20 protein-coding genes are annotated in these 24,102 nt (G+C 65.7%); 14 read left to right on the forward strand and 6 right to left on the reverse strand.

The window, feature by feature from the left end; all coding sequences use genetic code 11:
* Positions 1-43: 43 nt before the first annotated feature.
* Positions 44-2,794, reverse strand: a complete 2,751-nt coding sequence (locus AC06E7_RS09875; protein ID WP_478064392.1) for a TonB-dependent receptor — start codon at positions 2,792-2,794, stop codon at positions 44-46.
* A 254-nt stretch (positions 2,795-3,048) separates the two neighbouring features.
* The gene (locus tag AC06E7_RS09880; protein WP_478064394.1) at positions 3,049-5,115 is read right to left on the reverse strand and encodes a glycoside hydrolase family 97 protein; all 2,067 of its coding nucleotides are present in this window, start codon (positions 5,113-5,115) and stop codon (positions 3,049-3,051) included.
* 256 nt (positions 5,116-5,371) lie between these two features.
* Between AC06E7_RS09880 and AC06E7_RS09885 the strand changes: the two genes are divergently transcribed.
* The 7 genes from AC06E7_RS09885 (at position 5,372) to AC06E7_RS09915 (ending at position 15,725) form a co-directional block, all read left to right on the forward strand.
* Positions 5,372-7,573 (forward strand): alpha-L-rhamnosidase-related protein, encoded by a 2,202-nt coding sequence (locus tag AC06E7_RS09885; RefSeq protein ID WP_478064396.1) that lies wholly within the window; start codon positions 5,372-5,374, stop codon positions 7,571-7,573.
* Complete coding sequence (locus tag AC06E7_RS09890) at positions 7,570-9,057, forward strand: MFS transporter (protein WP_478064398.1); 1,488 nt, start codon at positions 7,570-7,572, stop codon at positions 9,055-9,057. The genes AC06E7_RS09885 and AC06E7_RS09890 overlap by 4 nt, the downstream gene beginning before the upstream one ends.
* Positions 9,057-10,778, forward strand: coding sequence for an alpha-amylase family glycosyl hydrolase (locus tag AC06E7_RS09895; RefSeq protein ID WP_478064400.1), 1,722 nt, complete (start codon positions 9,057-9,059; stop codon positions 10,776-10,778). The genes AC06E7_RS09890 and AC06E7_RS09895 overlap by 1 nt, the downstream gene beginning before the upstream one ends.
* A gap of 73 nt (positions 10,779-10,851) precedes the next feature.
* Complete coding sequence (locus AC06E7_RS09900; RefSeq protein WP_478064402.1) at positions 10,852-11,232, forward strand: SseB family protein; 381 nt, start codon at positions 10,852-10,854, stop codon at positions 11,230-11,232.
* 128 nt (positions 11,233-11,360) lie between these two features.
* Positions 11,361-12,860, forward strand: a complete 1,500-nt coding sequence (locus tag AC06E7_RS09905) for a DUF7125 family protein (protein ID WP_478064404.1) — start codon at positions 11,361-11,363, stop codon at positions 12,858-12,860.
* Positions 12,850-14,580 carry an ATP-binding protein gene (locus AC06E7_RS09910; protein WP_210131737.1) on the forward strand — a complete coding sequence of 577 codons (1,731 nt, stop codon included), beginning with the start codon at positions 12,850-12,852 and terminating at the stop codon, positions 14,578-14,580. Before AC06E7_RS09905 ends, AC06E7_RS09910 begins: the two co-directional genes overlap by 11 nt.
* Positions 14,581-14,672: 92 nt before the next feature.
* Positions 14,673-15,725, forward strand: coding sequence for a DUF5694 domain-containing protein (locus AC06E7_RS09915; protein ID WP_478064406.1), 1,053 nt, complete (start codon positions 14,673-14,675; stop codon positions 15,723-15,725).
* A gap of 5 nt (positions 15,726-15,730) precedes the next feature.
* Here the strand turns inward: AC06E7_RS09915 and AC06E7_RS09920 are convergent, their stop codons facing one another.
* Positions 15,731-16,765, reverse strand: coding sequence for a LacI family DNA-binding transcriptional regulator (locus AC06E7_RS09920; protein WP_478064617.1), 1,035 nt, complete (start codon positions 16,763-16,765; stop codon positions 15,731-15,733).
* Between the two features lie 57 nt (positions 16,766-16,822).
* The gene (locus AC06E7_RS09925; RefSeq protein WP_478064407.1) at positions 16,823-17,410 is read right to left on the reverse strand and encodes a 3'-5' exonuclease family protein; all 588 of its coding nucleotides are present in this window, start codon (positions 17,408-17,410) and stop codon (positions 16,823-16,825) included.
* Between the two features lie 30 nt (positions 17,411-17,440).
* Between AC06E7_RS09925 and AC06E7_RS09930 the strand changes: the two genes are divergently transcribed.
* From AC06E7_RS09930 to AC06E7_RS09940, 3 genes are all read left to right on the forward strand, one after another.
* Complete coding sequence (locus tag AC06E7_RS09930; RefSeq protein WP_478064409.1) at positions 17,441-17,944, forward strand: hypothetical protein; 504 nt, start codon at positions 17,441-17,443, stop codon at positions 17,942-17,944.
* Between the two features lie 258 nt (positions 17,945-18,202).
* Complete coding sequence (locus AC06E7_RS09935; protein WP_478064411.1) at positions 18,203-18,760, forward strand: single-stranded DNA-binding protein; 558 nt, start codon at positions 18,203-18,205, stop codon at positions 18,758-18,760.
* Between the two features lie 224 nt (positions 18,761-18,984).
* The gene (locus AC06E7_RS09940) at positions 18,985-19,221 is read left to right on the forward strand and encodes a helix-turn-helix domain-containing protein (protein WP_478064412.1); all 237 of its coding nucleotides are present in this window, start codon (positions 18,985-18,987) and stop codon (positions 19,219-19,221) included.
* 46 nt (positions 19,222-19,267) lie between these two features.
* On the opposite strand, the gene AC06E7_RS09945 is transcribed toward AC06E7_RS09940, so the two are convergent.
* Positions 19,268-19,783, reverse strand: coding sequence for a hypothetical protein (locus AC06E7_RS09945; protein ID WP_478064414.1), 516 nt, complete (start codon positions 19,781-19,783; stop codon positions 19,268-19,270).
* Complete coding sequence (locus AC06E7_RS09950; RefSeq protein WP_478064415.1) at positions 19,780-19,908, reverse strand: hypothetical protein; 129 nt, start codon at positions 19,906-19,908, stop codon at positions 19,780-19,782. Before AC06E7_RS09950 ends, AC06E7_RS09945 begins: the two co-directional genes overlap by 4 nt.
* A gap of 250 nt (positions 19,909-20,158) precedes the next feature.
* Here AC06E7_RS09950 and AC06E7_RS09955 point away from each other — a divergent pair, with 250 nt between their 5' ends.
* The 4 genes from AC06E7_RS09955 to AC06E7_RS09970 are packed head-to-tail and all read left to right on the forward strand — an operon-like array spanning position 20,159 to position 24,099.
* Entirely contained in the window at positions 20,159-21,055 is an 897-nt protein-coding gene (locus tag AC06E7_RS09955; protein WP_478064417.1) for a hydroxypyruvate isomerase family protein, read from the forward strand.
* A gap of 31 nt (positions 21,056-21,086) precedes the next feature.
* Positions 21,087-22,772, forward strand: coding sequence for a GMC oxidoreductase (locus AC06E7_RS09960; RefSeq protein ID WP_210131721.1), 1,686 nt, complete (start codon positions 21,087-21,089; stop codon positions 22,770-22,772).
* On the forward strand, positions 22,772-23,347 hold the full coding sequence (locus AC06E7_RS09965; protein WP_478064419.1) for a gluconate 2-dehydrogenase subunit 3 family protein: 576 nt from the start codon (positions 22,772-22,774) through the stop codon (positions 23,345-23,347). Before AC06E7_RS09960 ends, AC06E7_RS09965 begins: the two co-directional genes overlap by 1 nt.
* An 11-nt stretch (positions 23,348-23,358) precedes the next feature.
* Positions 23,359-24,099, forward strand: coding sequence for a 3-keto-disaccharide hydrolase (locus AC06E7_RS09970; RefSeq protein ID WP_478064421.1), 741 nt, complete (start codon positions 23,359-23,361; stop codon positions 24,097-24,099).
* Positions 24,100-24,102 lie beyond the last annotated feature (3 nt).

Consider the following 24,102-nt stretch of genomic DNA (forward strand, 5'->3'; position numbering starts at 1 on the left):
CGCTGCTCGCGCAGCGGGTTCTTTATTCGCTTCTACGCCTGGATCAGAACTTGTAGTTCACACCCAGCATGTAGGTACGGCCCCACTCGATGTACTCCAGCGGGCGATCCTTGGTGCCGGCGTAGGTGCGGTACGGCTCGTTGGTCAGGTTGCTTCCCTGCAGCAGCAGGGTCAAGCCGTGCAGCGCGCTGTCATCGGCGAAGGTGTAGCTGATCTGCGCGTCGGTCACGTTCTCACCCACCACGTAACGCAGCGTGCGGTTGCCGTTGAAGTTGCCGATTTCACCGATGAAGTCCGAACGACGGCGCTGGCTCACGCGCGCTTCGAAGCCATTGCGCTCGTAATAGGCGGTGAAGTTGTACACGCGCTCGGACAGGCCCGGCAGGCTGATCGGATCGGTGCCCACGCTGGACGCGCTTTCCGGGTCCAGGATCTTGATGTCGCTGTCATTGAAGGTCGCGCTGGCCTGCACGCCGAAGCCACGCAGCGGTTCGGCCAGCATTTCCAGCGGGAACGACGCGGTCAGCTCCAGGCCACGCAGGGTGCCGCCTTCGCCGTTCTGCGGTGCGGAGAAGGTGCCCGTGGTCTGCAGCGGGGCGGTCATGCCCGGCGGGATGACGTAGCTGGCCAGCAGGTCGCTGAAGTCGTAGTCGTCCACCGACTGGGTGTAGACATAGCTCTTCAGGTCCTTGTAGAAGATCGCCGCCGCCACATACGCCTTCTCACCGAAGTACTTCTCGTACGACAGGTCGATGGCATTGGCGCGCCACGGATCCAGCAGCGGGTTGCCGCCACTGCCGCCCGGCTTGCCGGTGGCCGTATCCACGCCGAACTCCAGGCCGGCGCGCATCTGGTCCACGCGCGGGCGCGCGACCTGCTTGGCCACTGCGAAGCGCAGGGTCTGCTGGTGCGGGAACAGGAAGGCCAGGTTCAGGCTCGGCAGCCAGTCGGTGTACTTCTTGCCTTCGTCGATCGGCAGCACTTCCTGGCCGGCCGGGCGCGAGCGGTCGAAGTAGTTCGATTGCGAGCTCTGGTCGGTGGTGATCATCTGCACACCGATGTTGCCGCGCACGCCCACGTCACCGATGTCGGTGCTGATGTTGGCGCGCACCCAGGCCGTGGTGGTCTTTTCCTGCACCACCCACGACTTGGGAATCAGGTAATCCAGGTTGGTGACCGGGTTGAACGTCATGTAGCGATCGACCGCGGCCGGCACGTTCCACGCCGGGATGTAGCCGATGCCGGCAAAGCCCAGGTTGACCGGGGCGTACTGCAGGTCGCCGGCGACGTTGGCGTCGCCCTGCGCGCCGAGCAGGATGTTGCCTTCGGCCTGGGTCTTTTCCTTGCGGCGGTCGGCGTAGTTGACGCCCACGTCCACGTCCTGGAACCACGACAGGGCTTCGGGCATGTTGAACGTGCCCTGCAGGCGCGCGCCCTTCAGGCGGTCTTCCACCTGCGGCACCTTGCCGTAGCCGGAGCCGTAGATGGTGTTGGTCAGGTACAGCGCTTCGGGGTTGGAGTAGTCCAGGCCCGGGCGGATCTGCGAGAAGCCATCCGGATTGATGGTCAGCCCGATGGTGTCCAGCTGCGGCATCGGGGTGAGCTGCAGGTTGTTCTCCAGGTTCAGCTCATCGCGGGTGGCCTTGGAGTAGTTCACATCGGCGGTGAGCTTGAAGCTGTCGAAGGTCAGCTCGTTGTTCCAGCCGAACGCGTCGATCTTGTCTTCGCGCTTGTTGTACATGCCGCGCACCAGCGGGTACACGCCGCTGGCGGTGCCGCCGGTGAAGGTGCCGTTGCCGTTCACCTGCGGATTGGTGATCAGCAGGCCCGGGGTGTAGCCGCCGTTGTAGTTGCTGAGGTTGACCTCGAACTGGTTGGCGGTGTCGATCTGCTCGGCTTTGGTGTGGAACATGTCCAGCGTGCTGGTCCACACGTTCGACGGGCGGAACTGCACGGTGGCCATGTAGCCGTCACGCTTGGCGTTGCCGGTACGGCGCAGCGCCTTGATGCCGTCGGAGAACGCGGTGCCCGGCGCCACGCCGGGGCGATTGCCCTGGTCGGTCTGCTCGGTGGTCCACGGCTCGTACAGGCCCACCTGGTTTTCCTGGATCGGGTTGTCGCTGTGCGCGTAGCCCAGCGCGATGCCCCAGGTGTCTTCGGCGAACTGGTCGATGTAGCTGGCGCTGAAGCGGTTGCCGAACGCGTCCACGTTGGCGGCCTTGCCCAGCGAGTTCTTCGAGTAGCGGCCGCTGAGCGCGATCACGCGCTCGCCGAACGCCAGCGGGCGCACGGTCTGCATGTCGATGGTGCCCGACAGGCCCTGGCCGACCAGCGCCGCATCCGGGGTCTTGTACACGGTCACGCCGTTGACCAGTTCGGACGGGTACTGGTCGAATTCCACGCTGCGGTTGTCGCCGGTGCTGACCACTTCACGCCCGTTGAGCAGGGTGGTGGCGAAGTCGGGCGACAGGCCGCGCACGCTGATCACCTGCGCACGGCCGGCCACGCGCTGGGCGGCCAGGCCGGGCAGGCGGGCCAGCGATTCGGCGATGCTCACATCCGGGAGCTTGCCGATGTCTTCGGCCGAGATCACCTCGACCACCGAGGTGGCGTCCTGTTTGATCGCAATGGCGTTTTCGATGCCGCGGCGGATACCGGTGACCTGGACGGTATCCAGGTCGGTGGCGGCGTTACCCGCCGGCGGTGCGGTGGTGGTGGACTGCGCCAACGCCAATGAAGGCGTCAGGGCGACGGCCAGCGCGATACTCAGCGCGCTGCGCTTGCGATTCAACATTTTCCCCTCCCAGGCAATGTTGCCAAACTCATGTTGTGATCAACGGCGATGCGTTGCCGCAGGTGTCATGGCGCGGTGGCCGTTGACTGCGTGGCTATGGTAGGCAGCGCGCCTTCGGCGTGAATCACCCTGCATACGTATTCAATGAAAATGCGGGATTATGGAACCGGTTTCACCGGCGGCACGACCAACGGTCGTGCCCTACCGGGGCATTCGCCGCCCCCGGTAGGTAACGACCGTAGGTCGTTAAGGCTTCACAACGGGGTAAACCGGATGGCTTGGCCGCCACCGGGCGCCAGCACGATAGTCAGGGTGTCAGCGCTGGTGACCTGGCGGGTTTCGCGCGTGAACGCGAACGAATTGGACTGATAATCCGCACCCTCCCCATCGCGGTAGATCTCGGCGCGGTAGCGCACGCCGGGCTCCAGGAACGACAGCGGTACCGGCAGCGAACGCCCATGCTCATCGGTGATGCTGCCCAGGAACCAGTCGCGGCTGTGGCGATCCTTGCGCGCGATGGTCACGTAGTCGCCCACCTCACCATCCAGCACGCGGGTGTCGTCCCAGTCCACGGCCACATCCTCGATGAAGCGGAATGCCTCGCGGTGCTGTTCATAATGCTCGGGCAGGTCGGCGGCCATCTGGATCGGGCTGTAGATCACCACGTACAGCGCCAGCTGGCGGGCCAGCGTGCTGGGAATGGCCTGGCCGTGGCGGCCCTTCAGGCTGAGGATGCCCGGGGTGTAATCCATCGGCCCGGACAGCAGCCGGGTGAACACCAGGTTGACCTCGTGTTCGGGCGGGTTCGGCGGCTGGCCCCAGGCGTTGTACTCCATGCCGCGTGCGCCTTCGCGCGAGATCCAGTTCGGATAGGTGCGGCGCAGCCCCGTGTCCTTGATCGGCTCGTGCGGATTCACCGCGATGTGGCGCTTGGCTGCTTCCTGCACCACCTTCAGGTGATGGCGGGCCATGAACTGGCCGTCGTGCCACTCGCGCCACAGCGGGCCGCCGGCCGGATTGCGCCGATCCACCTGGCCGTCGTCGCAGACATAGCCGCTCTTGAACGAATCCACGCCCAGCCGCGCATACAGGTCCAGGGCCGCGCCCAGCTGGTCTTCGTAGTGCTCGATCGCGCAGCCGGTTTCGTGGTGGCCGATCAGGTGCACGCCTTTCTTCGCGCCGTAGGCCGACAGTGCCTCGATGTCGAAGTCCGGCGTGGCGCGGGTGAAATCGAAGTCGTAGCCGTTGCCGACCCAATTGCCATCCCAGCCCGGGTTCCAGCCTTCCACCAGCACGCCCCGGAAACCGTGTTCGGCGGCGAAGTCGATCACCTTCTTGGTCTTTGCCGTGGTCGCCGCATGCTTCGGGCCGGTCGCCCAGCTTTCCTGGTCCAGGTGCATCGACCACCACACGCCCAGGTATTTGGACGGCTTTACCCAGCTCACATCGCCCAGTGCGTTGGGTTCGTTGAGGTTGAGGATCAGGTTGGATTCCACCAGCCCGCCGGCGGTGTCGCTGATCTGCAGCGTGCGCCAGGGCGTATCGAAGGGCAGGGTGCGACGCACCTTCCAGCCTTCGGCCGACGGCGACAACTGGGCGCGCAGGCGCTGGCCCTCGGTGCGCCGCAGCCACATGCCGGCGTAATCGACCAGTGCCGCCTCGTGGATCGCCACATGCAGGCCGTCGTGGCTGCGCAGGGTGAGCGGGGTATGGGCCAGCGGCACCTGGTCCAACGGCGTGCGCTGGTACAGGTACTCGTAGTGGATGGGCTCGCCAGCGGGGATCCACCAGGCGGTGGATGGCGGGGCGATCGCGAACTCGGTCAGCTCGTCGTCGATGATCGCCTCGCGCAGGCCCGGCTGCTGCGGGAAGTGGTAGCGGAAGCCCAGGCCGTCGTCGTAGACGCGGAATACCACGTCCAGCCGGCGCTTGGCACCGCTCCGCTCGCCCAGGTGCACAGTGACTTCGTTGTAGTGGTTGCGCACGCTGCGGCGCTCGCCCCAGGGTTGTTCCCAGGTGTCATCGACACGGCGCGTTTCCTGCCCGAGCACCGCCAGGTCGCGGTCCAGGCGGCCGTCGCGCAGCTGGAAGCCCAGTTTCGATTCGGCCACCACGGTCTGGCCGAGGCGCTCGACCCGGTAACTCGGGTTGCCGCCATCCAGCTGCAGCGACACCTTCAGAATGTCGCCCGGTGAGCTGGCGCTGGCCACCGTGACCGGTTCAGCGTGTGCGGCGGTGGTGCAGACCAGCAACGACAGTGCCAGCCAGGCCAGCGGGCGGGGCGCGGCAACAGCGCGCAACAACGGCAACTCCAGTGGCATTTCCCCTCCCAGGGCAGCGCATATCTGCCCCGGACTATAGCCACGCCTGCCGCGGCCTCACCGCGCATCGCCATGAATACGTATGCAAGCGGGCACGTATATCGCCTGTGCAGTGCGACGGGCGACGGTCGTCGCCTACCATGCAGGCAGGCACCCTGGGAGGGGGCCGCGACGACAGCGCCCCGGCGCTGGCGAACCATACCGCGTGCAAGAAGGGAGGAAGGCCGACGGGCGCAAGCCGGTCCGCCGCTTTTCGATGCTGAAAACGATCTGCCTGACCGCTGCCCTCGGGGCGGCGCTGGTGTCCACCGCTACGGCGGCGGACCTGACTTTCGATGGCCGCACCGCGCGCGCCACCGCCGCTGCCGACGGCAGCTTCCAGTTGCTGGCCGATGGCAAGCCGGTGGCGATTGCCGCCCAGCCGATGCGCAGCCGCACCGACAGCGTGATGTTCGATGCGCTGTTCGCGCTGGCCCAGCAGGACATGGCCGCCGACCGCGTGGACGCGATCCGCGACCCGGCCTTCAATTTCGGCAACCCGGTGGACTGCGAGTGCTTCCAGACCGGCGAGCGCTGGCCGTACGTGTGGACACGCGATGTGAGTTTCGCCGCCGACCTGGCGCTGGCCCGGCTGGAGCCGATCCGCACCCGCCAGTCCCTGCAGTTCAAGCTGTCCAAGGCGCGCGACGGCGTCACCCCCGGCCTGTTCGTGGCCCAGGACACCGGCTCCGGCGGCAGCTGGCCGATCAGCAGCGACCGCGTGGTGTGGTTCCTGGCCGCACGCGACCTGCACGACAATTCCAGCTTCATGACCGAGACCTGGGAGGCCCTGCAGGCCACCCTGGCGCAGGACCGCGCGATGGTGTTCGATGCGCGCACGGGGCTGTACCGCGGCGAGACCTCGTTCCTGGACTGGCGCGAGCAGACCTACCCGGACTGGACCCGCAACGACGTGCGCTTCATCGGCGACTCTTTCGCGCTGTCCACCAACGTGCTGCACTACCAGGCGCTGCGCCTGGCCGAGAAGTACGCCCGTGAGCTCGGCGACGCCCGCGCCAGCGAGTACGCGGCCTGGGCCGACGCGCTGGCCACGCAGATCGACGCGCGCTTCTGGCGCGAAGACGCCGGCATGTACATGAGCTACATCGGCGAAGCCGCACACCCGGTGCCGTATGCCAAGTACGACCTGCTGGGCATCTCGCTGGGCGTGCTGGCCGAGGTGTTCCCGGCCGAGCGTGCCCGCCGCTCGCTGGCCAACTACCCGTACGTGGAAGGCGGCAGCCCGGTGGTGTGGCCGCAGGAAGCGCAGCAGCCGATCTACCACAACCGGGCGGTGTGGCCGTTCGTCAGCGCCTACTCGCTGCGTGCGGCACGCAAGGTGGAGGATGCCACCCGCATCCAGCGCGAGATCGAATCGCTGATGCGCGGCAGCGCACTGGCCGGTTCGAACATGGAAAACTACGAGATGCGCACGCTCGCCGTGCACGTCGACGAAGGCCCGTTGAGCGGCCCGGTGGTCAACTCACCTCGCCAGCTGTGGTCGGTAGCCGGCTACCTCTCGATGGTGCTCGAAGGCGTGTTCGGCGTGGAAGCCGACGGCAGCGTCGCCCCCAAACTCCCGGTGGCCCTGGTGCCGCAATTGTTCGGCAAGCGCGACAGCATCGAGCTCGACACCGGCAGCACCCGCTACATCCTCAAGCGCCCCCGCACCCTCGACGGCGACCTGCTCGTAGCAAAGAAGATCGAGCGCAAGGGCAACACCGTAACCGTCCAGCTCGAACCGCGCAGGGACACGCCACGCGTGTCCGCTTTCCGCGCAGACCCGGCAAACCCCAACGCCTTCGCCCCGGCCACCCCCGCCGCCCCGGCAGCGCAGAAGCGCGGCAACACCTGGACCATCGCCATCCCCGCCCACCACCAGCTCTGGCAGGACGGCATCGCGGTCGGCAGCTCGGCCACCCACACCGTCACCAACGACGGCCACCAGCACTGCCTGAGCCTCACGCGTCGCGAAGGCGCCCTTGAGTCGCTGCACAGCCCGATGACCTGCATCGGCCCACAGCAACGCCTGCCCGGCGCAACCCAGTGGGTCTGGACCGCCGCAAAGCCCACCCGTGTCCGCATCCGCCTCCACTACGACAACCCCAACGGCCCGATCAACACCGGCGTCACCGCTGCCGTGAAGCAACTGGCTGTGCAATGCACGGGGCAACCGGTCCAGCGCGCCACGATCGTGATGCCGCACAGCATCGGCCCGCAGGAGTCCACCGCCGCCGAATTCGACCTGCCCAAGGGCAGCTGCCGTTTCACCCTGGAACCTGGCTTCAACATGAGCGCACTGGAACACTTCGCCCAGTACAACGGTGGCAAGGGCGGCCGCGACGGCGTGCTCAACGCGGCCAACGTCCGGGCGCTGCTGATCGCACCGGTGGCCGGCGACGCGGAGGCCGCCCGATGAGCCGCACCGCCAAGCCGACCCTGTCGTTCTGGCAGATCTGGAACATGTGCTTCGGCTTCCTCGGCATCCAGTTCGGGTTTGCCCTGCAGAACGCCAACGCCAGCCGCATCTTCGAAACGCTGGGCGCGCCGATGGACGCCGTGCCCGGGCTGTGGATCGCCGCACCGCTGACCGGGCTGCTGGTGCAGCCGATCATCGGCTACCTGTCCGACCGCACCTGGACCCGCTGGGGCCGCCGCCGCCCGTACTTCATGATCGGCGCGGTGTTCACCACGCTGGCCCTGCTGGTGATGCCGAACTCGCCCACGCTGTGGATCGCGGCGGGCACGCTGTGGGTGCTGGATGCCTCGATCAACGTCTCGATGGAGCCGTTCCGCGCGTTCGTCGGCGACAAGCTGGCCCCGCGCCAGCGCCCGACCGGCTACGCAATGCAGAGCTTCTTCATTGGCGTAGGCGCCATCGTGGCCAGCTTCCTGCCGTTCATCCTGGCGCACTTCGGCGTGGCCAATACCGCTGCCGCCGGCGAAGTGCCGCCGACCGTGCGCTATGCGTTCTACTTCGGCGCGGTGGTGCTGCTGGCCTCGATCGCCTGGACGGTGTTCAGCACGCGCGAATACTCCCCGACCGAGCTGGCCAGCTTCGATGATGCCGAGCCGCCGGCCGTGCACCAGTCCGCGCCTGTCGCCGGGCCGCCGCCGATGCTGCAGATCGGCGGCTGGATCGCGCTCGGCCTGGCGCTGGCTGCGGCGATCGCCTGGCGCAACGGCGACAAGATGCTCTACGTGCTGGCCGGGCTGTGCATCGCCTACGGCCTGCTGCTTGGCATGGCGCGGCTGCTGCCGGGCCCGCACATGCTGGCCGTCATCGTCGATGACCTGCGCAGCATGCCGCGCACCATGCGCCGCCTGGCGTGGGTGCAGTTCTTCTCGTGGTTTGCGCTCTTCGCGATGTGGATCTATACCACTGCCGCGGTGGCCGGTACCCATTTCGGCTCTACCGATCCGGCGTCGGCCGCCTATAACGAGGGCGCCAACTGGGTGGGCGTGCTGTTCGGCGCGTACAACGGCTTTGCCGCACTCGCCGCCCTGTTGATTCCGCTGATGGTGCGGCTGATGGGCCTGCGCCTGAGCCACCTGGTCAACCTGTGGTTGGGCGGCCTCGGGTTGATCTCGCTGATGCTGATCGACGACCCGAAGTGGCTGCTGCTGTCGATGGTCGGGGTAGGGTTCGCCTGGGCCTCGATCCTGTCGCTGCCGTATGCACTGCTGTCTGACAGCGTGCCGGCGGCCAAGATGGGCGTGTACATGGGCCTGTTCAATTTCTTCATCGTCATCCCGCAGCTGGTCGCGGCCAGCGCGCTGGGCTTCATGCTGCGCCTGTGGCTGGGCGGCAACCCGATGCACGTGCTGGCGCTGGGTGGCGTCAGCCTGTTGATCGCGGGGTTGTGCGTGCTGCGGGTGCCGTCCCACCAGGAGGTTGTCTGATGCTGTCTCGTTCGCGTTTGTCGCTGGGCCTTTCGTTCGCGCTGCTGGCCGGCCATGCCGTTGCCGCCCCGCGCCCCGAGTACGTGGGCACGTTGGAGCCGTTCGCCAGCGATGCGGTGTACTTCGTGGTCACCGACCGCTTCGTCAACGGTGACCCGACCAACGACCACCGCGACCAGGGCGGCAAGCACCGCACCTTCGACATCCCGGTGCCGTGCCCGGACAAGGTCGACGGCAACATCGGCTATCTCGGCGGCGACTTCAAGGGCGTGCTCGACAATGCCGACTACATCCGCAACCTCGGTTTCGGTGCGGTGTGGATCACCCCGATCATCGACAACCCGGATGAGGCCTTCACCGGCAGCAAGCCGATCAGCTGCACCAGCACCCTGACCGACCGCGGCAAGACCGGGTACCACGGTTACTGGGGCATCAACTTCTACAAGCTCGACGAGCACCTGCCCAGCGCGGACCTGGATTTCGCCGGGCTCACCCGTGGCCTGCACGACGCCAAGCTGAAGGTCGTGCTGGACATCGTCGGCAATCACGGTTCGCCGGCCTGGACCATGCCGGTGAAGCAGCCGCAGTTCGGACAGATCTTCGACAAGGACGGCAAGCTGATCGCCGACCACCAGAACCTGCCGCCGCAGCAGCTGGACCCGAAGCACAAGCCGCTGCACGCGTTCTACAACAACATCGGCCCGGTCGACGCGGACAAGGGCTCGATCTTCGACGGCAACCTGGCCGAGCTGGGCGACTTCAACCAGGACAATCCGGCAGTGATGGAGTACCTGGTGGGCGCCTACCTGCAGTGGACCGCACAGGGCGTGGATGCGCTGCGCATTGATACCATCGGCTGGCTGCCGCACCCGTGGTGGCATGAGTTCGTCAACCGGATCCGCGCCAAACATCCGGACATGTTCATGTTCGGGGAGGCGTTCGACTACGACGCAAGCAAAATCGCCGAGCACACCTGGCCGACCAACGCCAACGTGAGCGTGCTGGACTTCCCGCTGCGTGGCGCGATGTCCAGCGTGTTCGGCAAGGAGCAGAAGGGCTTCGAAGCGCTGGCCGAGCCGCTGCACCTGGTGGGTGGGCCGTACGCCAACCCGTACGAGCTGATGAGCTTCTACGACAACCACGACATGGCGCGGCTGGATGCCACCGACAACGGCTTCATCGACGCGCATAACTGGCTGTTCACCGCGCGCGGCATTCCGGTGCTGTATTACGGCTCGGAAACCGGCTTCATGCGCAGCCGCGCCGAACACGCCGGCAACCGTGCGTACTTCGGCCAGCCGCGGGTGGATGCCGCCCCGCAGAGCCCGATCTTCGGGCCCCTGCAGCGGATCGCCAAGCTGCGCGAGGCCACCCCGGCCCTGCAGCGCGGGCTGCAGGTCAACGAACGCCTGCAGGGCGACCAGGCGGTGTTCTACCGCGTACTGCAGCACGGCGACACCGCGCAGACCGCGCTGGTGCTGCTCAACAAGGGCGACACCGCCAGCACCTTCGAGGTCAGCCGCTACCTGCAGCCGGGCACCTGGCGTGATGCGCTGGGCGGCGGCAGCCAGTCGGTCGAGCGCACCCTGAAAGCCGACGTCCCCGCGCACGGGGTGAAGGTGTACTTGCTGGAAGCGGCGGTGAACCAGAAGGAACTGCAGGCCGAGCTGGCGAAGGCGGTGGCGGACCAGCAGGCGAGGACCACGCGCCTGTCCCGGTAGGTACCCACCGTTGGTGGGTACGCCCTGACCACCGACCAACGGTCGGTGGCTGCCGACCGGGTAGAATCGCCCCATGAACGACCTCACCCCACTGACCCCGATCGAAGCCCTTCTGCGATCCGCCATGGACGGGAAGACCCCGATCGGCGCTTTCATGAAGGCCTTCGTCGCCTCGGACGTGGTGCTGCTCACCGGCAGCCTGGTTACCCCCGACGGCAGCGGCTTCGACCCGCTGCTGTTCGACAAGCAGGGCACCCTGCACGTGGCGGTGTTCACCCACATGGAGCGGGTCGGCTTCCACAGCGAGCAGGCGCCGCACACGATCCGCATGCAGATGCTGGAGGTGCTCAAGCGCGTACCCGGCGGCTATGGCGTGGTGGTCAATCCGGGCACCTCGCTCGGCTTGGAACTGTCCCCGGCAGGCATCGGCGAGATCCTGAAGGATTTCGCCTGAGGGATGGCCTGCAGTTCCCGCTCCACGCGGTTTGCACATTGCTGAAGTGGACTTAATGTAGAGATGTCGATCACACAATCTCTACACAGTGCTGGTTGCTAGACTCCGCCGCAAAACAGGGGTCTTTCATGCAGACAGAGTCGTCGCGCGTCACCACCGGTGTACAGGGCCTGGATACCATCCTCAGTGGCGGCTTGCCGCAGGGGCGCCTCTACCTGTTGGAAGGCCCGCCCGGCTCGGGCAAGACCACGCTGTCCCTGCAGTTCCTGCTGCAGGGCCTGAAACGGGGCGAACGCTGCCTGTACGTGACCCTCTCGGAAACGGCGGAGGAGCTGCGCGAGGTGGCCAGTGCGCATGGCTGGTCGCTGGAGGGCCTGCACCTGTTCGAGCTCGGCTCGGCCGAAGATGCGCTGGGCAATGGCCGGCTGCAGTCGGTCCTGCATTCGTGGGAAGTCGAGCTGGATGAAACGGTAAAGCTGGTCCTCGGCGAAGTGGATCGCATCCGGCCCAACCGGGTGGTGTTCGATTCGCTGTCCGAGCTGCGCCTGCTGGCCCAGGACTCGCTGCGCTACCGCCGCCAGATCCTGGCCCTGAAGCAGTTCTTCGCGCCCAAGAGCGCCACCGTGCTGCTGGTGGACGACCTGACCTCGGGCGCCGATGATCGCGACGGCCAGCTGCACAGCCTCTGCCACGGCGTGATTTCGCTGGAACGGCTGACCCTGGACTTTGGCGCAGCGAGGCGCCGGATGCAGGTGCAGAAGCTGCGCGGCGTGGATTTCGTCGCCGGCTACCATGACATTGCCATCCGCACCGGCGGGCTGGAAGTGTTCCCGCGACTGATTGCCTCGCACCACCATGACGACTTCGGCGGGGAGACCCTCGGCAGCGGCGTGGCGGAAATCGACAACCTGCTCGGCGGCGGCCCGTTGCGGGGCACCAGCACCTTGTTGACCGGTCCGGCCGGCAGCGGCAAGACCAACGTGGCGCTGCAGTATGTTTGGGCCGCCTGCGAGCGCGGCGAGCGGTGCTGCATCTTCGAATTCGACGAGCGGGTGGGCACGTTGCTGGCCCGCGCCAAGGCGCTGGATATCGACCTGGGGTCGCACCTGGCCTCGGGCTTGTTGGAGATCGTGCAGATCGACCCGGCCGAGATCTCGCCCGGTGAGTTCTCCTGGAACGTGCGCAAGGCCGTGGAGCAGCGCGGCTGCAGCGTGCTGGTGATCGACAGCCTCAACGGTTACGTTGCTGCTATGCCGCAGGAAAAGCAGCTTATGCTGCAGCTGCATGAAATGCTGTCCTACCTCAACCAGAAGGGCGTGGCCACGTTCCTGATCAACCCGCAGCACGGCCTGGTGGGTACGATGTCCACCGGCAACCTCAACGTGTCCTACATCGCCGATGCGGTGATCCTGTTCCGCTTCTTCGAAGCACAGGGGCGCATCCGCAAGGCGATTTCGGTGATCAAGAACCGCGGCGGCGCCCACGAAGACACCATCCGCGAGCTCAAGATCAACGGCAAGGGCCTGGCACTCAGCGCGCCGCTGAACGAATTCAAGGGCATCCTCACCGGCACCCCGGAGTTCGTGGGCGATACGGCATCCCTGCTGGCCCATCCCTATGCAGGATGACCCCGGGCGCGGCGGCGTTGTCCATATCGTCGCCCCGTTCGGCCGCGATGCGGCCAGCATTGCGTCGGTGCTGGATGGCGCAGGGCTGGCCACCCGGCCGGCCGATACCCTGGACGACCTGGCCGCTGCGCTCGATGACCAGGCCGGCGTGGTGCTGATCACCGAAGAAGCCATCGCCCGTGGTACCGATTGCCTTCTGCAACGCCTCTCCGCGCAGCCTGCCTGGTCGGACCTGCCCGTCATCCTGCTGCGCTCCCCGCGTGCGCACCGTCGTTCGCCGTTCGACAGCCTGCTTCCGCGCACGGTCAACGTGGTGGAACTGGATCGGCCGCTGGGCGGCATGTCGCTGCTCAGCGCCGTGCAGGGCGCGCTGCGTGCGCGCGAGAAGCAATTCCTGGTGCGCGACCAGATGCGTGCGCTGGCCGACAGCCGCAGTGCGCTGGAGCGCAGCGCGAAAGCGGCACTGGAAGCCAGCCGCCAGCATGCACTGGAGCTGGAAACGGTGGTCGCCGAGCGTACCCGTGAGCTCGAAGCACAGATGGCCGCGCGCGAGGCAAGCGAAGCGGCACTGCGGCAGTCGCAGAAGATGGAGGCCATCGGCCAGCTGACCGGCGGCATCGCGCATGACTTCAACAACATGCTGACCGGCATCCTGTCGGCGCTGGATATCGTGCGAATGCGGCTGGAGCTGGGGCGCACGGATGATCTGGAGCGCTTCCTGGATGCGGCCACCACCTCCAGCCAGCGCGCCGCCGCCTTGACCCAGCGCCTGCTGGCATTCTCGCGCCGGCAGTCGCTGGACGCGCGGCCGGTCGAACTCAACGCACTGGTCGGCGCGATGCAGCACCTGCTGCGCAGCACGCTGGGCGAGAGCGTTCGTATCCGTACCGAAGAAGCGCCGGCACCGCTGCACGCGGCGCTGGACACCAACCAGTTCGAAAGCGCGCTGTTGAACCTGGCCATCAATGCACGCGATGCGATGCCCAACGGCGGTGAGCTGGCGCTGCGTACCTTCCCGCTGCGGCTGGCCGATGGCGAACGCGCCAGCGTGCCCGCCGGCGATTACGCCGTAGTGGCGGTTTCCGATACCGGCACCGGCATGCCGCCGGAAGTGGTGGAGCGCGCCTTCGAGCCGTTCTTCACCACCAAGCCGATCGGCAAGGGCACCGGCCTGGGCATGTCCATGGTGTATGGCTTCATGCAGCAGTCCGGCGGCCATATCGCCATCGATTCAACGCCAGGGCAGGGCACCACGATCTCGTTGTTCATTCCGCAGGTGGAAGCCGACGCCGAGCCGGAGCCGGCCGCGGACGCGGCGCCGGTGGCACTGGGTGCCGGACAGTCGATCCTGGTGGTCGAAGACGATCCGCAGGTGCGGATGCTGGTGACGGTGGTGCTGGAAGACCTGGGTTACACGGTGGAGGTGGTGGGCGATGCCGACGGCGCGCTGCCGGTGCTGGCGTCAACGCGGCGGCTGGACCTGCTGGTCACCGACGTCGGCCTGCCGGGTATGAACGGCCGCCAGCTGGCCGAGATCGCCCGCCAGTCGCGGAGCGAGCTGCCGGTGCTGTTCATGACCGGCTATGCCGAGAAGGCACAGGAGCGCTCGGCCTTCCTCGAGCCCGGCATGAGCATGATCGCCAAACCGTTCCTGCTCGAGGCCTTCAGCGACGCGGTGCGCAGCGCGCTGGCCGATGCCGTCAGCGACGCCAGCGCCTGAGACCCTGACCAACGGCACCCTGACCACCGTCACGCGTCGGCAGGGTCCATGGTGACCCACACTGTCTGCATCGATGGATTGAGGGTGGTGGCATGCAACGCAGGTTATGGATCGCAACGCTGTTGGTTTCCGCCTTTCCATCGCTGGCCGCGGTGCCGGTCGATCTGGCGACGCTCGACCGGGAAATGACCGGCCCGCGCACCCAGGTGCTGGTGCTGGGCAGTGTGCACCTGAGCGAGGTGGAAGGCGGCGTCCAGCCCGGTGCGCTCGGTCCCCTGCTGGACAAGCTGGCCGCCTACAAGCCGGACATCATCACCGTGGAAGCCATCAGTGGTGAGCAGTGCGATCTTGCCGAGCGCCATGCCAGCGTCTACGGACCGGACTACTGCGCCAGCACCGACGTGGCGCGCACGGCCACCGGCCTGCAGATCCCGGCCGCGATTGAGAAGATCAACGCCGCCCTCGACACGTGGCCGAAGGCACCCACGCCAGCCCAGCGTCGCCAGTTGGCCGCATGGATGCTGGCCGCCAACGAGCGGGCCTCGGCCTACACCCAATGGCTGCAGCTGCCCCCGGCGGAGCGCCGCGCTGGCGATGGATTGGATGCCACGCTGGTTGCCCTGTTGAACACCATCGCGACCCGCCAGAACGAGAGCTACCTGATCGCCGCGCAGCTGGCCGCGCGACTGGGCCTGCCGCGCGTGTACGCCATCGACGACCACACCGGCGACAACATCCAGGTCAAGGATCCCAAGGCGTTCGGCACCTCGCTGGAACAGGCGTGGAACGCTGGCAAGGCAGAGCTGGACAAGAACACCGCAATCGAGGACAGGCTGGCGAAAGCGCGCGACCTGCTGCCGCTGTACCGCTTCATCAATGCGCCTGAACGGCTCAATGTACTGACCGATGTCAACGTCGGCGCCACCCTGCGTGCAACATCAGCCGAGCATTACCCGCAGATATGGGTCAGCGGCTGGGAGATCCGCAACCTGCGCATGGTGGCCAACATCCAGCAGACGTTCCGCGAACGCCCGGGCGTGCGCGTGCTGTCGGTGGTCGGTGCCTCGCACAAACCGTGGTTCGACCAGTGGCTGGGCCAGTTGCAGGGAGTGGACATCGTGGATGCGGAGCAGGTGCTCCGGTAACAGGCTCAGCGCCCGGCCAGCGACGATTCCCGCAGCACCAGCTTCACCGGAATGGTCTGGCTTTCCACCGGCTCGCCCTGGATCAGCGCGAGCAGGCGCTCCACCAGCAGCTGGCCGGCCTGCTTGGTGTCCTGCTGCACGGTGGAGAGGGTGGGCGATACCGACGCCGCCAGCGGAATATCGTCGAACCCGGCCAGCGCGACATCCTGTGGAATGCGCATGCCGTGCTCACGCAATGCCCGCATCGCGCCGATGGCGATCAGGTCGCTGGCCGCGAACACCGCATCGATGGCCTGTCCATCGCCCAGCAGCGCCTGGCAGGCGTCGTAGCCGGAAAGCTCGGTCGTAATCGCATCGAACTGCAATGCCGGGTCCACCGGCACGCCGCGTTCGGTCATCGCGGCCACATAGCCGCGGTAACGTTCCTCGAACTCGGGGTAGTGGCTGGACGCATGGCCAACAAAGGCGATGCGCCGGCAGCCCTGGTCGAGCAGGTGAGTGGTGATGTCGAAGCCGCCCTGGAAATTGTCGCAGCCGATCGACACCCCGGGTTGGTCCGGCAGTGCCGCGCCCCAGCGCACGAAATGGGTGCCTTGTTCCACCAGCCGCTGCAGCCGCTCGCGTGATTCGTGGTAGTCACCATAGCCGAGCAGGATTATGCCGTCGGCCTTATTGCTGTCTTCGTAATCGGCCTGCCAGTCGGTGGACAGCTGCTGGAACGACACCAGCAGGTCGTAGCCGCGCAGCGCGCAGGCGCGGGTGATCGAGCCCAGCATGGCGTGGAAGAACGGGTTGATCAGCGAATCGTCGTTGGTGGGGTCCTCGAAGAACAGCAGGGCCAGCGTGCCGGCATTGCGCAGGCGCAGGCTGGAGGCGTTCTTGTCCACCTTGTAGTTCAGCTCCCGGGCGATCTTCAGGATCCGCTCGCGGGTTTCCTGATTCACCATCGGGCTGCCACGCAGCGCCCGCGACACCGTGGGCTGGGAAACCCCGGCCAGGTGGGCGATATCCAGGGAGGTGGCTTTGCCGCGGATGGTCATGAAGGGCAGGGCGGGGACGACGGAACCCATGATGCCATGGGACGTGGGACCGTGGTTTTACCCCCGGTTTTCGGCCAGCATGTTGGAGAACAGCGCACCCTGTTCAATCGCATCATCCAGCGCCACGTGGGTATGCGGCAGCCGGTCGAACCAGCGCTTGGGCATGCTCCGCTTGGTGACGCTGCGGTAGTCAGTCTTCAGCATCGCCATGGCATAGGTCTTGATATCCAGAGCTGAATGCGAAAACGGGCTCTCCCCGGCGAACCGCATCAGGTACCAGTACACGAACAGGAAGTCGTACCCGGCCGGATACCCAACGAACACCGGCTTGCCCGGCAACGCCTTCAGCCACGCGACGTAGCGGTGCATCGCCGCCTCGGGCGCCTCGCAATCGCGCCGGCAGGCCGCCCACGCCACCGGTTGGGTCGCCCACCACGCCATGGTATCGGGATGGCCCTGCGCCTCCGGGAGGGTGTCCAGATTGGCCGAAAAGGTCGTGAGCAGGGTCTTGTCGGCCAGATACGCCGCCGACCCGAAGCTCAGCATGGAATGCGGGCCGGGAATGGGGCCATCGGCCTCCACATCGGTACTGACGTAGATTTCCTGCCTATTGGCGCGGGGTGGGGTTCGTGGTAACTGGTTCATCGGTGCTCACGGACGAACAAGGGAGATGGCATGAATCTGCCGATCAGGGTAACGCTGCTGGTGGTCGCATTGGGGTGCAGCGCCAATGCAGTCGCCGGCGCCCGCCTGCAGGCCGAGATCCTCCCGGTGAGCGGTGGGCGCGGAGCGTCGATCGAACTGAAACTTGTCAATGTTGGTGACCGGGCTGCAGTGGTGTGGGGTCCCTCTCTTCCGCAGCCGAATGCGCGCGGAATGCTGTTGGACGATTTCTTCGTGGTGACGCTGCCGGATGGAGCTGAAGCCGAGTACGTCGGAATCCTCATGGACAGGTTGCCAGCCGTCCCAACTCTTCTCTCCCTGCCTGCTGGTGGCACGTTCAGCGTGGAAGTCGCGCTGGACAAGAGCTATCGCCTCGCGCCAGGAGCGGGCTACAGGGTCGCCTTACGTCTCCCCTTCGGCTATCGCAGCGATGAAGCGCCGGACGGCGCGTGGACACCTGTTTCTCCCGTCCCTCTGCTGATCGTGATGCCTGAAGGGAATCCAGGCACGCGGTAAGCCCGGGGACCGGCTGGACCCCCCTCCGAGGTTGCCTCAGCCGGCGGCGCAACTGGGTGCAGGCCCAATCCTGACAAGGGTTTGGCAGGAATCCGACCTCCAGCGGGGGCGATCCTGACAGGGGCGGGGCGAGCGGGGATGGTAGAATGCCCCGTTCTGCAATCCTACCCAGATCACACGCAGGGCAGCACCCGTATCGGCACCGAACAGAGTGTGATATCTGTCGGGCCTGCCCTCGGACAACGGAAGAGCAACCCTATGGCGCGCGGCATCAATAAAGTCATCCTGGTCGGCAACCTCGGCAACGACCCGGACGTGAAGTACACCCAAGGCGGCATGGCGATCACCCGCATCAGCCTGGCCACCACCAGCGTCCGCAAGGACAAGGATGGCAACCAGCAGGAGCGCACCGAATGGCACCGCGTGGTGTTCTTCGGCAAGCTTGGCGAAATTGCCGGTGAATATCTGCGCAAGGGCAGCTCGGTCTACGTCGAAGGCAGCCTTCGCTACGACAAGTACACCGGCCAGGATGGCGTGGAGAAGTACTCCACCGACATCATCGCCGACGAAATGCAGATGCTGGGCGGCCGCGGTGAAGGCGGTGGTGGTGGCGGCGGTGGCGGTGGCAATTACGGCGGCGGCGAGCGCCCGCAGCGCCAGCAGGCCCCGCGCCAGGAATACGGCGGTGGTGGTGGCGGCGGCGGTCAGCGCGGTGGTGGCGGTGGTGGCTACGGCCAGCAGCAGCGCCCGCAGCAGCAGCCGCAGCAGTCGGCTCCGCCGATGGACGACTTCGCGGACGACGACATTCCGTTCTAAGCGCAGGTTGTTTCCTGCACGACCAAAAGGCCCGCCGATAGCGGGCCTTTTTGCTTTCCACACCCTTACGTAGTGACACGCCGCGCGTGTCATGCTGTCATGCGTCCGCCAGCCGACACTACCTGCGGCTGGCAGCATGATTGACCAGGTCCCAAGATGGGACCAGGGGTAGGTACTCACGCAGAGTACGACAAGATCGACGCCGCCAACGTGGACCAATCCTGATGAACATGCGACCTCTCCATTCCGAGCGCGACTATCACGAGGCCAAGCAGAAGCTTGCCGCCTGGTTCGATGCCATGCCTGAGCCGGGTACCGAGCAAGGTGATCTGTTTGAAGTCCTGCTGATCCTGGTCGCCAACTACGAAGGCACCCATTTCCGCCTCGAGGCCCCCGATCCTATTGAGGCCATCAAGTTCCGAATGGCTCAGGAAGGGCTGGATGTTTTGATCGGTCACTGAGTGAATGAGTTATCACTGGGCTTCGTGCATTTCGGGCCGGAAGTAATTACGTTCTTTCAGAAGCGATGGACGTGGTCGTGCAGCCGACGAATGCCTGTTTGTTGAACCTGTTCGTCTCCGAACAACGCTCTATCGAGTAGTGCGAATCCTGCTTGAAAATGCGTATTGTCGTAATGTAATCATTGAAGAAACACCGTCTGTTGAACTCGATCAGCTCGGTGCCCGTGCGCCCACCGGGAGGTGTGATGTCGGTGATGACCACCCGTCCATCAGCGCCGCATTCTCCGGTTGCCTGCGGTGGCAACACTACGACCGAAACGCTTGGCCCACCATTGCACCGGAATGTCTGCCTGCCTGTTCGCGCACGCTGATAGCCGTCTTTGCCAGGTCCGGATGCGGACGTGGAGAAATCGGCCGTCGCTGCGATGATGGTCATGCCCCCTTCGCTCCCGCACTTGTAGGCGGCACTTACCGGTGAGCTCGTCTCCATAGCTTCCGAAACGTCAACACAAACGGACATTGTCAGAAGAGCCAGCGCCAGTGTGAAGGTTCTGATGGTCATGTGCTTACTTTCCCGTAGGTGATCGACGTGGGCGGGTTCGCCTTCTTCTGGTAACAGATGGCGAGGATGACCTTGGAAAACTTGCCGGCGATCAGCCAGCTTGAGGCGCACAGCGCTGAACCCATCATTCTCGCCGTGTCTGCTGTGTCGCCTGCTTTTTTTGAACGGTCCTCATCCCCGTAGGACTCGACCGGCTCCAAACCCCCATCTCAGCCTAAGGGTAAATGAGCAACGTGCGGTATATGACGTTGTGCCGTGCAGCATTAATTTTCGTGCAGTGCGTCTTGAAAAAAAACGAACGACTCCTCTATGGTGCAATCGATTGCATTGCAGTGAATAGTTGCGTTTGATACCGGTTGGGAGGCCGGAAAGCGGATGCCCGACCATTCGATTGGATCGATCCAAGGTGCGCGCGTCACGCGGCGCGATGCGCTGCGTATTGCGGTCGCGGGAAGCCTTGGCCTGGCAACCGCAGGCGTGACGCCCGCGATGGCCGCCACCGCGCCGCTCAAGGGCAACCTGAAGCATTCGGTCGCCCGCTGGACCTTCCCCCAGTTGTCGGTGGCCCAGCTCTGCCAGACGGTAAAGGGCATCGGGTTCGCCGCCATCGACCTGGTGGGGCCGGAGGACTGGCCCACGCTGAAGGCACACGGCGTGTACAGCTCGATGTGCAACGGCGCGGAGCTGGGCCTGACCAAGGGCTTTGCCAGCCGCCAGTTCCACGACCAATTGGTGGAGCGCTATACCCGGCACATCGACCTGGTCGCCGATGCCGGCTACCGCAATCTCATCTGTTTTTCCGGCAACCGCAACGGTATGGACCCGCAGGAGGGCTTAGCGCATGCCGAAGCCGGGCTCAAGCGCATCCTCGGGCATGCCGAGAAGCGCGGCGTGGTGCTGGTGATGGAGCTGCTGAACTCCCGGGTCGATCACCCGGACTACCTGTGCGATCACTCCGCATGGGGCGTTGAACTGTGCCAACGGCTCGGATCGGATCATTTCGGCCTGCTGTACGACATCTACCACATGCAGATCATGGAGGGCGACATCATCGCCACCATCGGCCGGCATCACGCGCATTTCAAGCATTACCACACCGCGGGCGTGCCGGGCCGGCACGAGATCGGAGACCAGCAGGAACTCCAGTATCCCGCCATCTGTCGCGCGATCCGCGACACCGGTTTCGATGGGTACTTGGCGCAGGAGTTCATGCCTGCGGCACCCGATCCCATCGGTTCGCTGCGCGAGGCGATCCGCCTCTGCGACGTCTGAAATTGATATCCACCCAGGTGAAGTAGAACCCATGGCAGACAATCATTACGACGCAATCGTCGTCGGCTCCGGCATCAGTGGCGGTTGGGCGGCGAAGGAACTGACCGAGAAAGGCCTCAAGGTCCTCATGCTGGAACGCGGGCGCAACATCGAGCACGTGAAGGACTACGTTAATGCGATGAAGGAACCGTGGGACTTCCCGCACCGCAACCGGCCAACCCAGGCGATGAAGGCCGCCTTTCCGGTACTCATGCGCGACTACGCGCTGGCCGAGAACCTCGAGGGAATGTGGGCCGACGAACAGGACTCGCCCTACATCGAGACCAAGCGCTTCGACTGGTTCCGTGGGTATCACGTCGGTGGTCGCTCGTTGATGTGGGGGCGGCAGAGCTATCGTTTGTCGGACCTGGATTTCCAGGCCAACCTCAAGGATGGCATCGCCACCGATTGGCCGATCCGCTACGCCGACATCGCGCCCTGGTACGACCACGTGGAGAAGTTCGCCGGCATCGCAGGTACGCGCGAAGGGCTGGACGTATTGCCGGACGGCGAGTTCCTGCCGCCGGTCCCGTTGAACATCGTTGAAAAAGACGTGGCCGCGCGGATCAAGCAGGCCTTCGGTGGCACCCGGCACATGATCCATTCGCGCACCGCCAACATCACCCAGCCCAAGCCCGAGCAGGGCCGCGTCAACTGCCAGTACCGCAACAAGTGCATCTTGGGCTGTCCGTTCGGCGCCTACTTCTCGACCCAGTCGGCAACGCTGCCTGCGGCCATGAAGACCGGCAACCTCACCCTGCGACCGTTCTCGATCGTCAAGGAAGTGCTCTACGACAAGGACCGCAAGCGCGCACGCGGCGTGGAGGTGATCGATGCCGAGACCGGGCAGACCTACACGTACACAGCCAAGGTGATCTTCCTCAACGCCTCCTCCTTCAACTCGACCTGGCTGCTGATGAACTCGGCCACCGACGTGTGGGAAGGCGGGCTGGGCTCGTCGTCCGGCGAGCTGGGCCACAACGTGATGGACCATCATTTCGGCGCCGGTGCCTCCGGCCGGGTCGAAGGGTACGATGACAAGTACTACTTCGGCCGGCGCCCCTGTGGCTTCTATATTCCCCGTTTCCGCAACGTCGGCGGCGACAGGCGTGGCTACACGCGCGGGTTCGGCTACCAGGGCGGCGCCAGCCGCAACGGCTGGTCGCGCGAGATCGCCGAACTCAACATCGGCGCCGACCTGAAGGAGGCGCTGACCGTGCCGGGCGACTGGCGCATCGGCATGACCGGCTTCGGCGAAATGCTGCCGCACCACGACAACACGATCCGCCTCGACCCTGACCGCAAGGACAAATGGGGGCTGCCGGTGCTGGCGATGGACGTGTCCATGCGCGCGAACGAGAAGGCCATGCGCAAGGACATGGCCGCCGATGCCGCCGAAATGCTGGAGGCCGCCGGGGTCAAAGACGTGGAGATGCACGACAACGACTACGCGCCGGGCAAGGGCATCCATGAAATGGGCACCGCACGCATGGGCCGTGACCGGAAGAACTCCGTGCTGAACCAGCACAACCAGGTCTGGGATGCGCCCAACGTGTACGTGACCGACGGTGCCTGCATGACCTCCAGCGCGTGCGTGAATCCCTCGCTGACCTACATGGCCCTGACCGCACGCGCGGCCGACCATGCGGTGCGCGAGCTGAAAGCGGGGAACCTGTAATGGAACGTCGCGACCTGTTGAAGATGATCGTCGCCGCCACGGGCGCAGCCTTGGTCGGCCTGCCCGCGCTCGCCAGTGGCCAGGCGCCGGTGGCGGGGGCGAAGACCGCCTTCTCCACCGCCGATATCGGCACGCTGGACGAGATCGCAGAAACCATCCTGCCGCGCACGAAAACGCCGGGGGCCAAGGACGCCGGTGCCGGTGCGTTCATGGCGCGGTTCGTCACCGACTGCTACACCGCCCAGCAGCAGGCGGCATTCCATGCCGGCCTGGCCGACATCGACAAACGTGCCGGCGGCCGCTTCGTGGCGCTCGCACCGCAGGCCCGCACTGAGCTGCTGCGCACGCTGGATGCGCAGGCCAGGAAACGCGCCACCGATGTGAGCGAGACCGGTACCGCCGAAGGCGGTGAAGCGACGCCGCACTACTTCACGATGATCAAGCAGCTGGCCATCTTCGGTTTCTTCACCTCGAAGGTGGGGGCAACCGAAACGCTGCAGTACGTCGCCGTGCCGGGTCGCTACGACGGCGACCTGGCCTATGTCCCCGGTACCCCCGCGTGGGGCACCAGCTGATGAGGAACACGATGAGCAAGCCCCTGCTGATGGCCGTCTGCGTGCTGGCTGCAACGCCTGCATTCGCGCAGGCAGATGACCCCGCGCGCGATCCGACCAGGACCGAGGTGTGGAAGCCGGTGCCCGCGACCGTGGCCTCCCCCGCGAACGCCGCGCCGTCCGATGCGATCGTGCTGTTCAACGGCAAGGATGTCTCCGCGTGGGAGTCGGAGACGGGCGGGCCCGTGCCCTGGAGCGTCGCCAACGGCGCGCTGACCGTGGTGCCAGGCAGTAAGGGGATTCGCACCAGACAGGACTTCTGCGACATCCAGCTGCACGTCGAGTGGCGCGCGCCCACCGCGACCAAAGGGTTCGACGGCCAGCATCGCGGCAACAGCGGCATCTTCCTGCAGGAGCTGTATGAGCTGCAGGTGCTCGACAGTTACAACAACCCCACCTATGCAAACGGCCAAGCCGGCTCGCTCTATAAGCAGGCCATGCCGCTGGTGAACGCCTCGCGCAGGCCGGGCGAATGGCAGGCCTACGACATCATCTGGAAGGCACCACGCTTCTCGCCGGGCGGTGGGCTCACGTCACCGGCGCGCATCACCGTGCTGCACAACGGCGTGCTGGTACAGGACGACACCGTGCTGTCGGGCAAGACCGAGTACATCGGCGCGCCCTCGTATGCACCGCATGGGTGCGCGCCGCTGTACCTGCAGGAACACGACTCCAAGGTCAGCTACCGCAACATCTGGGTGCGGAAGCTGTAGTGG

It is taken from the genome of Stenotrophomonas sp. Steno-Z4 (assembly GCF_056393145.1).